4 protein-coding genes are annotated in these 15420 nt (G+C 44.2%); all 4 read right to left on the bottom strand.

Annotated features, from left to right (window positions below):
• Nucleotides 1–399: 399 nt before the first annotated feature.
• The gene (locus ACFFRD_RS03255; RefSeq protein WP_392476636.1) at nucleotides 400–1563 is read right to left on the bottom strand and encodes a hypothetical protein; all 1164 of its coding nucleotides are present in this window, start codon (nucleotides 1561–1563) and stop codon (nucleotides 400–402) included.
• Nucleotides 1564–2172: 609 nt separating this feature from the next.
• The gene (locus ACFFRD_RS03250; RefSeq protein ID WP_392476758.1) at nucleotides 2173–3453 is read right to left on the bottom strand and encodes an MFS transporter; all 1281 of its coding nucleotides are present in this window, start codon (nucleotides 3451–3453) and stop codon (nucleotides 2173–2175) included.
• 23 nt (nucleotides 3454–3476) lie between these two features.
• The gene (locus ACFFRD_RS03245; RefSeq protein ID WP_392476634.1) at nucleotides 3477–9623 is read right to left on the bottom strand and encodes an SDR family NAD(P)-dependent oxidoreductase; all 6147 of its coding nucleotides are present in this window, start codon (nucleotides 9621–9623) and stop codon (nucleotides 3477–3479) included.
• Between the two features lies 1 nt (nucleotide 9624).
• Nucleotides 9625–15420 (bottom strand): SDR family NAD(P)-dependent oxidoreductase, encoded by a 5796-nt coding sequence (locus ACFFRD_RS03240; RefSeq protein WP_392476632.1) that lies wholly within the window; start codon nucleotides 15418–15420, stop codon nucleotides 9625–9627.

Genomic DNA, 15420 nt, shown 5'->3' with positions numbered 1-15420 from the left:
TGGGCAAGTTTTAGCCTAAGCGATCGCACTTGAAGATAACCCTCCCTCACTGAATCAGATGAAAGCAGCAGTCGCCAAGAAGGTTGCCCAAGAAGTCTGCTGCAAGTATTGCAGAGTTACAATAATTACGAAGCAAGTATTATCTTTGTGATCTTCTGTCATCTAAAGTTTTGGCGAGTAGCACCATAACAGCAATTGGAGCAAGGAAGACTCTAAGAGGTTGTTTGAAAAGTCATCTAATGTATGTTTGACTACTCTGGCTATCCTAGAAGTTGAACGAGATAATGGGGGTTCTGGAATTCGCGTTCGCTTCTGTAAATTGCATTTAAGGCTCAAACTGACACTTTTCAAACAACCTCTAAGTCCCACTATTTGGTTGAAATTATACAATCTTTGAGATTAAACCAGTTGAATATCTAAATTAGTTTGAAAACCAATAGGCTTATTTTCTAGAATGGCAAATCTAGACTCTTGGAAGAATAAAGAACCATTTAGGGGATCATAACTGAAGTCACTAAGGTCAGTAGCACCAAACCCTGCTTGAGAAACTTGAATTTTGTCACCTTGAACAGCCTTGAAGTCTTTGATAATATCAACACCCTCTAATAGGTTGGTAAAAACAAATTTATCTGCACCTAGTCCCCCAGTGAGAGTATCTGCACCTAACCCACCAGCGAGTGTATCGTTCCCGCTCTTACCAGAAAGTGTATCGTTTCCACCATTGCCAAATAACAGATTATTTTGTCTATCTCCCACAATGGTGTCACTTTGATTTGTACCTTTAACATTATCAAAGTTTATAAATGTGAATTCAACTGTGCCTATGTTAGGAACATTATTAATTACGAAACTTTGACTTTCAAGGTTAACGTTAACTGATGCATCTCCCACTAAAAAGAGTGCTGAAGGAGCAATTGAGGCATCTATAGTGTTATTTGCAACGCTAGCATCAACAACAAGATTTTCAAAATTGCCAAGTAAATCTGTACCCCGTCCGCCACCTTTTTTAAGAGTTCCATCAATGAAGATAGTAGAGCTTACACCTATTTTGCTGTAATCAGCCGTATCAGTACCATCTCCACCATTTAAGGTATCGTTGCCTGCACTGCCTCTAATAATGTCATTGCCGCCGCTACCAGATAATTCATTATCAACAGCATCACCAGTAATAGTGTCTTTTTGATTTGTACCAATTACATTCACAAAATTTTTCACACTGACTATTATTGGTGGTGAACCGACAACTCTAATTTCTAGTCTTTCTTTGGATAAATCAGCTACTATTGATACATTGGTACTGTCAGTAGTCGCATCAATAATATTAGTCTGTCCTCTAGCACCAATAACAGTTTCAAAGAAATCTCTAAACGTATCAGTTCCAATTACACCTTTTTGAATCACCACTGGTTGGAGTGTTATAGGTTGTTCCAAGTCACTGTAATCAATGGTATCCTTACCATCTCCACCAGTAATGGTATCATCCCCTGCACTAGCGATAATTCTGTCATCTCCAGCAGTCCCGATTAAAATATCGTCCCCATCAGTACCTATAATTGTTGCCATAATCTTGCTTTACCTGTTTTTGAGTAACTGCTGTATACTAACTTGTTATCGGCTGTATTTTTCTTGAAAAAATGTTGCAGAATATAGCAATTAACTAAGATTTCCCCGCAGACATTCTGCTCCAGGAGCGACCACGAAGTATGCAGAAACTAACTCGTTGCGGCGAATTCGGCGCAGAATGCGGGGTTTGAGTTCTTGCAGGAGTGTTGGAATGATGATCCGGCGAAAGCAGATTGTGATCAAGAAACTACTGGCGAAGTTTGGGCAGTGGGGTGTTGCGATTGTGGATGGGGTGATGATGAAGTGGAACGAGTAGTGATCGCAGAACTTTTTGGTTTACTGAACTTGAATAACTTAACCACATTTCTTTGCTTTCTAAGCATCATTAATTTTTTCCTAGAGCGGTAAAACTTGCTCAAGGGAGGTTGGAAGCATAGTAAACTCGTTTGATATTTTTAAGACGCATACGTAATTAAGCCTTTAGTCTCAACCTCTCCAGTTAGTTTTGCCGTTCTAGATTTTTTCAGACTGATTAGCTTGCAGTAAAGGATTCATATCAAGTTTTATGAAACTTACTTAATTGATTATCTGGTTAAACTAAAAAAAATACTAAATAACATCAGGCAATTCATCTTCCACTAATCGCAAGCGAGGATATTGGTAAGCTGCAACAGTTACCAGCGTCAACAGCACTTCCATCACAATAAATAGCAGACCAATGCCACGCCCCGGTCCCACGCCAATGATTTGTCCGATGCTTCCTGCAAACAAACCGTTCTTCGCCATTAAAGGCTCGAAAATTCGCTCCGCTAGAGGACCTGCAACCACAAAGCCAAGTGGGATACATGACCAGCAAATCATGTTGATTGCTGCAAAGACCCTGCCCTGAACGTCGGGAGCCACTTTTCGGAGTAAGATGGCATCGCAACAGCCATTAATGATTGGTAAGCTGAAGAAAAACAAGAAATTGGCAAGGGCGAAGAGTGCAAAAGAAGTGCGTAAACCAAATGCTAAGACGCACAAGTTATTGAGAATCGCGAAACCAAATACCCCATGAATTAGCGGTCTGGGTCCTCCCCAAATACTCATAGCCAGACTGCCCAGAAGCATCCCTGCACCACCTATGGATTGAATGGTTCCAAGAACGGTAACTGAAGCGAATGTTAGTACCAATGGTGTGAATAGCACCACAACAATCCCTAGTACAAAATTGCAGGTGGCGAATAAAATCAGCAGCATTAAGAGTCCGGGTCGAACAACAATGTAAGTCCAGCCATAAGTCGCTTCGCGCCAGAGCGAACTTTTCTCATCTTCTGAGACAGCAGCAGTCTTAGCGTTAGGAAAACGAACGAGCAATAGGGTTGTGAGGGCAAAGAGGAAGATTACAAAGTCAATGAAAATGACACCAGTAAGCTGGACAATTCCTAGCAAGACTCCTGCCAGCAGGGGCGAGATGAGTTGAGCGCAAGCTTCTGCTGACTGAACCATACCGCTAGCACGCGGTAAGTGTTCTTTCGGCACGAGCATTGAGGTCGAAGCTGTGTAGGCTGGCAACTGGAAGGCTTTGAAGACAGAACTTAGGCTGACGACTAGGTAGATGTGCCAAATTTCGAGACTGTCGGTGGCGAGTAATAGAGCGATCGCCACCGTAATCACACCCGCGCTGGAGTCGGCAAGAATCATGCACCAGCGCCGATTCCAACGGTCTACCAATGCGCCAGCTATCGGCGAAATCAGAATACCGGGCAGCATGGCAGATAGCAAAATTAGAGAGAATTGAGTGACCGAACCCGTGCGCTGGTAAAACCACACTCCCAATGCAAAGCTAGTCAGACCCGATCCGGTCAGGGATACCAGTTGTCCAAACCAGACGAGAAGAAAAACGTGCATTTTGCCGAATGCAGGGGATTTTTTCATTCGATACCTTCTCTATTTTTTTCTGGAAACCGCTCAAATCCAGCAATCTTTATTTCTGGTGATTCAGCAAGCTTTTGCAGGATTTCCTGATAGTAGCTAAACAGCTGCTCTATAGTTTCCCTGGTAAACAAATCCGTGCTGTAAACAGCGCTAATTTCGAGAGTTTTAAGCTCCTCCGAAGGGGCGGAAATATAAAGTTCTAGAGGAATCTCCTCGTCCCACAGTTCATTTTTGGATGGAACTGGCGCGAAGTCCCACAGAGGCATCAGGTCGGAAGCCCTTATCAGAGGAACTATTGTTACGCTTGCCGAGAGGGTTATTTCTCTCTTGCTTTTGACAGCTTCCATGACTTGTTGTAAAGGAATCTCCTTGTTGTCGATCGCCTCATTGAGCGTTTCTTTAACCTGCTCTAAAAGAGCCACTCCTGTTTGCTCGTCATCAAACTGTGTTCTTAAAATTACGTCATTGATAAAGCAACCGAGCATTTTTTCAATTTCTGGAGTGCTGCGATTGCCAATGGTCGCCAGTATCAGAATTTCGCTTTGTCCGTTCCATTTGAACAAGAGGAGCTTCAGAGCTGCAATGAGGATGGTGGAGATAGTAACATTTTGAGAGTGGCTTCGGTTTTCGAGCGATGCAACAAGATTTTCTCTGAGAATTAGAGAATAGGAAGAGGCGCGGCGGCTGTTGGGATTTGGGTTTGGTTCTTTTGCAGGCAGGTATTCTTGCGTTTGTAAGGGAGCGGTCAGCTTTTGCAGCCAATAACAGAGCTGCTTTTCCAATACTTTTTCATTAAATTGTTGCCGCTGCCAGAGAGTAAAGTCGGCGTACTGGAACGGTACTTCTCTGAGGGGTGAAGGTAAGCCATTTGATAAAGCGTTATAAAGCGTTTCTAACTCTTGTAAAAAGATGCCAATTGACCAGCCATCCGTGATGATGTGGTGCATCAGTATTAACAACCAATGTTCTTCTGAAGACAACTGCAATAAGGTTGTCTTAATCAATGGGCCATTAGCTAAGTCAAAGTGGTGGCTTATCTGGAGTTCGGAAATATTAAGAGCTTTAGCTTCTCGCTTACCAGGAGGCAGATATTGCAGGTTTATTATCTTTAACGGTAGAGTTAGCTCTAAGGCGACCACCTGCACGGGTTGACCCTCCACGACAGGAAAAGTAGTCCGCAAAATTTCGTGACGGCGAATAATTTCGTTGATGCTCCTCTCCAACACTTCTGAAGAAAGGTTGACAGTGAACCGTAAAGCCACACCGCTGTTGCCGACGCAACTGCCAGGATTTAATTGCTCCTCATACCACATATACTCTTGTGCCAGAGAGAGTGGTATGTGTCCTTCTCGCGTTGCGGGGACAAAAGGTGGTAAAATGTTTGAAATGGCGCTACCTCTAGATGCCCCCGATGACGCAGTATAAAGTGCAGTTTCGATCTCCTTGCCCAGCGAAGCGATGGTGGGTTCTTCAAATAAAAGGCTTAGGGGAACTTCAATAGAAAAAGCTTGTCGGATGCGAGAGATAATTTGGGTAGACAGCAGGGAGTGTCCTCCCAGTTCAAAGAAATTGTCGTTAATGCCTACCTGCTGCACTCCCAAGACTTCTGCCCAGATAACAGCAAGTTTTGCTTCAGTAGGGGTAGTCGGTAGAACAAAATTATCTTCCTGTTCCCGAACAGAGCTATCGAGTGCAGGTAAAGCGCGACGGTCTACCTTGCCATTAGGTGTCAGTGGCAAGGACTCCATTGTCACAAAAGCGCTTGGCACCATGTACTCTGGCAGTTGCTGTTTTAAGAAACGACGTAGGTCACTAACTGTGGGTGCTGCCTCCTGATGCGGGACAAGATAAGCTACTAATTGTTTGTCGCCTGCACTATTTTCTCTAGCAATGACTACAGTTTCTCTTATCGCTGGGTGCATAAATGCATTAGCAGCAGCATAGTTTTCTTGGCTAGGCGAACCCAATAACGAAGCCATTGAGGAGAAGCAGACAAAGAAGTCTAGCGATCGCTGTTGAGTTAATTTATGCAGATACCAAGCGCCTTTTACTTTGGGAGCCATTACCTGAGTAAAACGCTCCCAACTCATTTGCTGGATCATCCCATCATCCAAGACTCCATCTGCATGAATCACACCGAGCAATGGCGGTAGGGATTTCTGCACTTGCTCTAGAATTTTCACCACGTCTTGTTCGCTAGAGATATCTGCACACAAGACATGAATGCTAGCTCCTGCTTGTTCTAAACGCTCAATCGTTTTCTGTGCTTGTTCAGCAGGTTGGCGACAACTGATTAAAACTAAATGTTTGGCTCCCTTCGACACCATCCACTCGGCTGTATGTAATCCTAAAGCTCCCAGACCTTCAGTAATCAGATAAGTTGCATCAGAACGCAATGACAGGGGAACAAATTCCGGCAGAGATTGCTTGACTAAACGAGCTATATATGTATTTCGATCACGCACAGCTAGATGGTCTTCTTTTCGGTTGTCTGCTAACAGTTGCAGTAATCTTTGTCCTTCATCTTCTGAACCTTGAGGGTCTAAATCTACCAAACCGCCCCAGAGTTGTGGATGTTCAAAAGATATGACTTGACCTAACCCCCACAAAGATGATTGAGTGACTGCTAGTTGTTCTGTCTTTGATGCAAAGACGGGCTGCGATCCTCTAGTAACTAGCCACAATTGGGGTAAAGTAGTTTTGGTGTTTTTGACTAGAGCCTGTAACAAATGCAGTACACTGCCACATCCCCAAAGTTGCGCTGACTCTAAGGCAGAAATCGTTAAATCTTGTTCACAACTAGCATCTAGACTCCACAGATGAATTACCCTTTTTATGGGTAATGTACTTGTTTCAATAATTGCTTGATAGAGTTGTTCAAATTCCTGAGGATGCTCAGGATTAATTTGATAAATTCCTCTTTCAGGACTGTGATAAGTATCGGCTCGATAAACTAAACTGCATTCATGTCCTTGGTGTTGCAATTGAGTCATCATATCTCGTCCTAACCCTGTCGAGTCAGCAAAAATCAACCAATGACTAAGTTGAAAATTTGGCTTTTGCTGACTAATATTAAAAGGTTTCCACTGAACTTGATAGAGCCAATCTTTGATAGTTGCTGTTGCTAATTCTTGCTGATGTTTTTCAGATAATACTGCTAATAAATCGGGTAATAATTTTACTTGCTCTGGTGAGAAATTACCAGCTTTTTCTAGTTTTTGAGCTAACTCTGTAGTATATCCTTGACTCAGGAGGTTAACGATAGAAGTATTCCCATTTTCTGTCGCTACAAATGTGAGGTTGTGTAGGTTTTGGATTGGTTCTCTCGGATAAAGTTGCCGTTGAAACGGATAAGTTGGCAACATTACCTTACTACGAGGATAATCTCGATCAAACCCTAACCAGTCTACCTTAGCTCCCTGCACATACAACTGCCCCAAACTAGAGAGCATTTGTTCCGAATCACTTTGGGGTGAACGCAAAGAAGCTAACCACACTTTTTGATTGTCGTCTGGTAAACATTGACGACCCATCCCCAACAGTATCGGCTTCGGCCCTATTTCCAAGAAGACTCTATATCCTTGCTGATGTAACGTCTCAATACTCTTAGCAAATCTCACAGGTTGTCTGACATGATCTACCCAGTATTGATGTGTGGCAATGCTTTTATCAACTCGTTGTCCAGTCACATTAGATATTAAAGGAATTCGCGGTTGATTGTAGCTTACTTGTTGAGAGACTGCTTCAAATTCCCTTAGCATTGGTTCCATGAGTGGTGAGTGGAAAGCGTGGGATACCTGTAAGCGTTTAATCTTAACTCCTTGGGATTCTAGACTGCTACAGATTGCCCCAATCGCTTCACTGCCCCCGGAAATTACTATATTCTCAGGGCCGTTGAAAGCAGCAATTGCTACTTGTGAAGTATAAGGTGCGATGCCTACGGTGGGCTGCACCAACGCTTCTCTTACCTGAGACTCCGATGCCAACACTGACACCATTTCACCACCTTCGGGTAATTGTTGCATTAACCGTCCCCTAGTGGCAATTAGCTTAAGACCATCTTCAAGACTAAAGACTCCGGCTACAGTTGCGGCCACATATTCTCCCACACTATGACCCATCACCACATCTGGCTCGATTCCCCAGGATTTCCATAACTGTACTAAGGCATATTCCAGAGCAAACAAAGCCGGTTGAGTGTATACGGTTTCATTCACTAGATGAGAAGCTTGATCTTCTACTTCTGTGTGAAAATAAAGTACTTCTAGTAGAGGGATTTTTAGGTAAGGTTGCAGAATGTGATCGCATTGCTCCAAAGCTTGACGGAAAATCGGTTGAGTCTGGTATAACTCCCATCCCATTCGTATATACTGAGAGCCTTGACCTGTGAATAGGAAAGCTATTTTTGGTTGACTGCTGGTGTTCTGGAGTTGACCTGAGAACAACCCTAGTGCTTCGTTATTGGTACTGAAATCTCCCAACTTTTCCCTCAGTTCCGCTTCCGAAGCCGCTAGCACAGCTAGACGATACTGAAAATGAGACCGTCCAGTATTAGCGGTGTAACAGATATCTTCCAGTTTTTGTTCTGGATGAATTTTCAAATGATCATAATAAGAACTGGCTAAGTCTTCCAGAGCCTTTGGAGTTTTCGCTGATAGAGTTAGTAAATGAACAGGACGTTCTAAAGAATCTTCACTTCCAACTTTTGACTTTGGACTTTTAACCTGTTCTGGAGCTTCTTGCAAAATCACATGAACGTTGCTCCCACTCATACCAAAGGAACTCACTCCCGCCATTCGGGGCTGCTCTTTCCGCAGCCAGGGAATTCCTGTAGTGGGAACAACCACAGGAATTTCATTCCAAGGTATATAAGGATTAGGCTCTGTAAAGTGCAAATGAGGCGGTATCTCCTGATGATAGAGCGCCAACACAACTTTCATTAAAGATGAAACGCCAGCCGCCGCTTCCAGGTGTCCAAAGTTGGTCTTGACCGAACCAACTACCAACGGTTCACTGTGAGGACGGTTTTTGCCATATACTGCTGCTAAGGATTCTAGCTCAATGGGGTCGCCAAGGGTAGTGCCAGTGCCGTGAGCTTCCACATAGCTCACCTGATGCGGCTCCACCCTGGCATTTTGTAGTGCTTGCTGGATGACTTCCTTTTGAGCTTTCTTATTGGGCACAGTTAAACCACCGCTAGGTCCATCGTGGTTGGTAGCCGAACCTCGAATCACTGCTAAAACTGAATCACCATCGGCTAGGGCATCTGAGAGACGCTTCAGGACGACCATCCCACATCCTTCTCCCTGACCATAACCGTCTGCCGAAGCAGCAAAAGTTTTGCAGCGACCATCAGGAGCCAGAGCCTTCATCTTGCAACGAGCTATAGTGTTCCCAGGGAACAGAATCGCATTGACTCCGCCTACGAGGGCAAGATTGCATTCTTTTAAACGTAAACTCTGGCAAGCGAGATGCACAGCTACTAAAGAGGACGAACAAGCAGTATCTAACTGAATATTGGGCCCTTGCAACCCAAGTAGATGGGAAATACGACCCACTGCTATGCTGCGGGCAACACCTATGCCAGTGTAGCCATCGACCGAGGTGGAAGTCTCTTGATTTTTACTTGATGGCGTAACTAGCTTGATAACTGCGTTGACTGTTTGGTTAGACACATGGTCGTCTGTGCAAATGCCCACATACACACCAGTTCGGCTGTTTCTCAACTTATTTGGTGCAAGTCCGGCGTTTTCTAGAGCTTCCCAGGTAACTTCTAACAGCAGCCTTTGCTGGGGGTCTAAACTAGCTGCTTCCCGAGGCGACATGCCAAAAAATTGAGGGTCGAACTGGTCAACTTCTTGAATAAAGCTACCATTGCGGGTGTATGACTTGGAAGGAGCTTCGGGATCTGGGTCGTAGAAGGCATCAACATCCCAGCGATCTGATGGTACTTCGCCAACAGCATCCACACCATCTTGCAATAAACGCCACAATAAAACGGGATTATTGGCGTTTCCAGGAAATCGGCAACCCATTCCAATAATCGCGATCGGTTCGGTTTTTTCTCGATCAACTGCTTCTAATTTATTGTGAACTTGCTCTAGAAGCTCAAACAACTGCTGGGATGAAAGAGGTTGATTCATATCATACCCCCTTGTTGAGTAAGTTTTGTATCTGTTGGAATTTTGCTGCGATCGCGTATGTCTCTGGCTCTTGGGAGGTTTGTTTCTCACCAGAAACATCTGCTAGCGGTTGTTGCTTACCATTGTCAGATATCTCCACCGTCGCTTCTAGTTTTCCTGCCAAAACATCTGTGGTTAAATACTCAGCTAGAGACTCAATATTGGAATATTCAAACAAAACTGTTGCAGAAACAGCACAACTTAAACTGGTTTGTAGCAAATTCCTTAACTCTAAAGCCAGCAAAGAATCCATCCCGATATCAAAAAATCCTAGCTGTGGGTCTAGCAATTGAGAGTCAGGGAATCCTAATAACTTACCTACAACACCTTGGAGGTAATTCGTCATTATTTGGGGGCGATCGCTTGCTTTCGCTGCTTTGAGTTGTGCCAAAAACTCACTGGTTTTAGTTTCTTGGGCTACAGACTGCGAACCAATAAATGCTGACAACACTGGCATCTTCATCTCTGCTGGCAATTGTGCCACAGACACAGACCAGTTCACAGGAAACACCCCTACTGAGGTGGCCGATTCTCCCAACAACCGATCCAAAATTTGTAACCCTTGCTCTGGAGGAATACTACTCATACCCAGAGAACGAATCCGGCTTTGGAACTGATCTGCCAAACGCGCCGCCATACCCCCTTCTCCCCAAGTGCCCCAGTTGACGCTCAATCCTGGTAAACCCAGCGATCGCCGATGATCGGCCAAGCCATCCAGAAAAGCGTTCGCCGCGGCATAATTACTTTGACCAGCTGAACCTAACAAAGATGCTGCTGAGGAGAAACAGACAAAGAAATCCAATGGCAACTCTTGGGTTAATTGGTGCAGATGCCATCCGCCTTGAATTTTCGGAGCCATCACTTTTGTAAACCGTTCCCAGTTCATCTGCTGTAAAACCCCATCATCCAAAACTCCTGCGGCATGAATCACACCTCGCAATGGTGGTAAGGATGCGTTCACCTGTGCCAAAATACTAGCTGCATCTTGTTTGACAGAAATATCACCTAACAGCACAGAGACTTCCACTCCGGCTTGCTCTATTTGGGTGATGGTTTGTTGTGCTGTTTCTGAGGGTTGGCGACGCCCAGTCAATACCAAATGTTTAGCGCCCTTATCCGCCAGCCACTGAGCCAATTGTAATCCCAAAGCACCCAATCCCCCACTAATCAGGTAACTACCTTCAGGAACAATAGCGATCTCTGGCTGTGGTTGAGTGGTTGTCTGTCGGCGCACCAGTCGCGCTACCAGACGTTCTCCATGACGGTAAGCAATCTGGTTTTCGTCGTCTTTTGAAATGAGTTCTTGATGTAGCCACTTCACCATTTCTTCGGCTTTGCTGTTCAATTCCAAGTCGAGTAATCGACATTGCAATTCTGGATGTTCCAAAGCTACTACCCGACCTAATCCCCACACTGGTGTTTGTTGCACTTGCACTGTTTCCTGGTCTGTACCCGCACTCATCGCACCTTGGGTTACTACCCACAGAGGCGCTACCTGCTGCTGTTGTGTCTGTACCAAGGCTTGCACCAGATGTAGCAGACTGGCACAACTATGTTCTATAGCTGTTTCTAACTGACCGTTAGTTGTTGGCACAGTCCACAGATGAACAATTCCCTGGAGTTGTGAGTTTTGAGCAGTGATTTCACCCAACAGACGTTTAAATTCTTCTGGAACAGTGGGGTTGAGTTGGTAGTGTTTTTTGTCTATCTGCTGATAACTTAAACCAGGAGATACTAAAATACATCCTTCACCCAATTTTCTCACTAATTTTTCCGCCATAGCACCAGGTTCTATAAACAGCAACCAGCTCCCTGTTGTCTGTTCTGGAAGAATTGATGATTTCTGGGACTGCCATTCTATTTCGTAGAGCCAACGCTGTGGTGTTACCTCTGAGTAAGACGACAACTGAGCTAAGATTTGTTGATTCCACTCAGCTATTTTCTCTTTAGATAACTGCTGTTGCTTTTGTGCTGTTAGCAACACATAGCTGGCTATTCCCTTACTGAGAACTTTCCCTAATTGATAGTAGGATTTGAACCCTGCTTTGACGTTTTCGTCACGATTTTTTTGATACAACTGTTCCAAACGTTGCTCAAAGTCTGCGTCGTATAAAAAGTTAGATATTTCTGGGCTTACATCAATAGCTGTGACTAACTGTAGTTGATGTTCAGATAGTAGCTCTACCCATTCCGATTTAGTAATAAAGTAGGAAGATGTTTCCTGATGATCGATGGTAAATTCACTATTAGAGATGAAGTCTGCCAACACTAAATATCCCTGTTGGTTCAAATGATTACCAATATTCGTAAATAATGACTTTTTATCTAGAATATGGTGGGCTACCTCAAACCCAAATACCAAATCATACTGTTCGGGAAACTCATCTTTAGCACTATCTCGATTAAATATTTTTACCCGCCATTGCAGTTGATTTTCTTCAACTTTTGTGCTGCCAAGTTTGGCTTGTTCGCTGGAAATCGTGTAGCCGTTCAATTGTAGATGCTCATGTTTTTTGGCTAGCTGAATTAAATCCGAAGCGTATCCGCAGCCAAAGTCTAAAACTTTTTGACAAGCTGAGAAATTTACTTGAGCAAACAATAATTTTCTCAGCTCTTTTTGAGAATCAACAATCATCTGACGTGATTTTTCTTGATTCGGCTCTGTGAGACATTTAATCCAAGAAAAATCAGGAACTTTTTCTGGAAATAAACCAAAGGTTAAGAATGCTGATTCCGAGTGAGCATCTGCTTGATTTCCAGCTTGCTCTTGACCCAAAATTGCTACGGCATTGTAATATTCGTGAACTATACCCCCTTTGAATTCCAGATAATTTTGCTGCCGTTTCACCAAAAGTCCGAGTAGCTTTGGCAGTAATTGTCGCTCTTGTTCGCTTAGTTCCCCCGCCAGTTCTAATTCTTTAGCTAACCCCTCGGTTGCACCTTGGTTGAGCAATTGGACAATTGGTGTAGAGACAGTTTTGTCTTTGTTTTCTGCTACTTCCTGCCAATAGCGTTGCTTTTGAAACGGATAGGTTGGTAGCGTCACTTTGCGACGGGGATAATCACGGTCAAATCCTGACCAGTCTAAAGCTACTCCTTGTGTGTATAGTTGCCCTAAACTTGAGAGTATTTGTTGCCAATCTTCTTGAGGGGGACGTAATGAAGGCAGCCAGGTGCCCACCTCTTCTGGTAGACATTGACGACCCATTCCCAGGAGTATTGGCTTTGGTCCAATTTCTAGGAACAGTTTATATCCTTCCGAATGCAGAATTTGCATACTCTGAGCAAAATGCACGGGTTGTCGGACATGGTTCACCCAATATTCTGGGGTGGCGATTTTTTCTGTTGCCTGTTGTCCGGTGACATTAGAAATTAGAGGGATTCGAGGCTGATTGTAGGTAACTTCTTTGGCGACAGCTTCAAACTCCGCTAGCATTGGTTCCATGAGAGGAGAGTGGAAAGCATGGGACACTTGTAGGGGTTTGGTCGTGATTCCCATTTCTGCCAAACTGCGACAAATTTCTTGGATTGCTTCACCAACACCGGAAATCACAATGCTGTCGGGGCCATTGATGGCTGCGATTGCTACCTTGGCTGTATAAGAGGCAATTACCTCTCGTACCTGCGACTCTGATGCCAACACAGATACCATCTCTCCGCTACTAGGCAACTGCTGCATTAACCTTCCCCTCGTTGCAATCAGTTTTAGTCCTTCTTCTAGGCTGAATACTCCTGCTACAGTTGCTGCCACATATTCCCCAACACTATGACCCATGACCACATCGGGTTTGATGCCCCAAGATTGCCACAACTGAGCCAAAGCATATTCTATTGCAAACAGGGCAGGTTGAGTGTAGGCAGTTTGATCTAGAATTGAGGAATTTTCTGCAAGTGCTGTTGACTGTGGATATAGCACTGACAACAAAGGCTTCTCTAGGTAGGGTCGCAGAATTTCATCACATTTATCTAGGGTTTGACGAAAAGTGGGTTGAGTTTGGTATAGTTGCCAACCCATATTTACATACTGGCTACCCTGACCCGTAAACAGAAAAGCTACTTTGGGTGAACTCGTGATGTTAGAGATTTGACCAGAAAATAGTCCGGCAACCTCTTGGCCTGCTGTCAGATTACTGAGTTTTGTAGCTAGTTCAGCTTTGTCGGAGGTAATGATTGCTAGTCGATGATTGAAATGAGAGCGCCCTGTATTTGCAGTGTTGCAGATGTCTTCTAGCTCTAATTCTGGATAATTTTCCAGATGATGGGCATAACTAGCAACTAACTCTTCTAGAGCCTTTGGAGTTTTTGCTGAGAGAGATAATATATGTAATTTACGCTCTAAAGATTTTTGAAGTTGGACTTGTTCTGGCGCTTCTTCCAAGATTATATGCACGTTTGTCCCACTAATCCCGAAGGCACTGATACCTGCAATCCTGGGCTGATTGCCTACATTCCAGGGAATTGCTGAAGTAGGAACTACCAGAGGAAGTTGATGCCAAGGAATGTGGGGATTGGGTTTGTTTAGGTGCAAATGCGGGGGTATTTCTTGATTCTGAAGCGATAAAACCACCTTAATCAAACCTGAAATTCCTGCTGCTGCTTCCAAATGCCCAAAATTTGTTTTTACTGAACCAATTACCAAGGGTTGATTTCTGGGGCGGTTTTTGCCATAAACTGCTCCCAAAGACTCTAACTCTATGGGGTCTCCAAGGGATGTTCCTGTCCCGTGAGCTTCCACATAACTCACCTGATTCGGCTCTACTCTCGCATTTTGTAGTGCTTGCTGAATCACTTCTTTCTGAGCCATTTTGTTGGGAACTGTCAGACCGCTGCTAGGTCCGTCATGGTTAACAGCAGAACCTCGAATCACCGCTAAAATTGCATCTCCATCGGCTATAGCATCCGAAAGACGCTTCAGGACTACCATCCCACATCCTTCTCCCTGTCCATAACCATCTGCCGAAACATCAAAAGTTTTGCACCGTCCATCTGGAGCTAAGGCTTTTAATTGGCAACGACCGATAGTACTAACAGGCCATAAAATCAGATTCACTCCACCGGCGAGGGCGAGTTTGCATTCTTTAGAACGCAAACTTTGGCAAGCTAGATGTACAGTTAGCAATGAAGAGGAACAAGCTGTATCTACCTGAATATTCGGTCCTTGTAACCCCAGGAAGTGAGAAATGCGACCTACAGCCATGCTGCGGGCATTACCCGTGCCAGAATGACTATCAAATAAGTGGAGCTTTTCCAGATTCATGAACCGTTGGGCATAGTCGTCTGTGCAAATGCCCACATATACACCTGTTTGGCTATTTCTGAGCTTTGTTGGTGTTTGTCCGGCGTTTTCCAGGGCTTCCCAGGTAACTTCTAAAAGCAGTCTTTGTTGGGGGTCTAAACTCACTGCTTCTCTGGGGGAAATACCAAAAAATAAGGGGTCGAACTGGTCTACTTGTTGGATGAAGCCACCTTGTTTGGTGTAGGTTTTCCCAGGAGTGTCGGGGTTTGGATCGTAGTAAGCTTCAACATCCCATCGACCAGGTGGTACTTCTGCTACAGCATCAATACCTTCATGTAATAAATGCCAGAATGAGTCAGGGTCATTTGCATTACCCGGAAATCGGCAACCCAGACCAATAATCGCGATAGGTTCAGTTCTTTCTTTATTGGCTGCCTCAAGTCTATTTCGCATCTCTTTGATAGTTTGAAGCACTTCTTGTGAAGAAACAACTTGTTGTTCTGTCTCTGAATTATTGGTCAT

It is taken from the genome of Nostoc sp. C110, from assembly GCF_043099725.1.
Taxonomy (GTDB): Bacteria; Cyanobacteriota; Cyanobacteriia; order Cyanobacteriales; family Nostocaceae; genus Nostoc; species Nostoc muscorum_A.
Note: the sequence above shows the minus strand (reverse complement) of the source record. Positions and strands in the feature narration are given on the sequence as shown.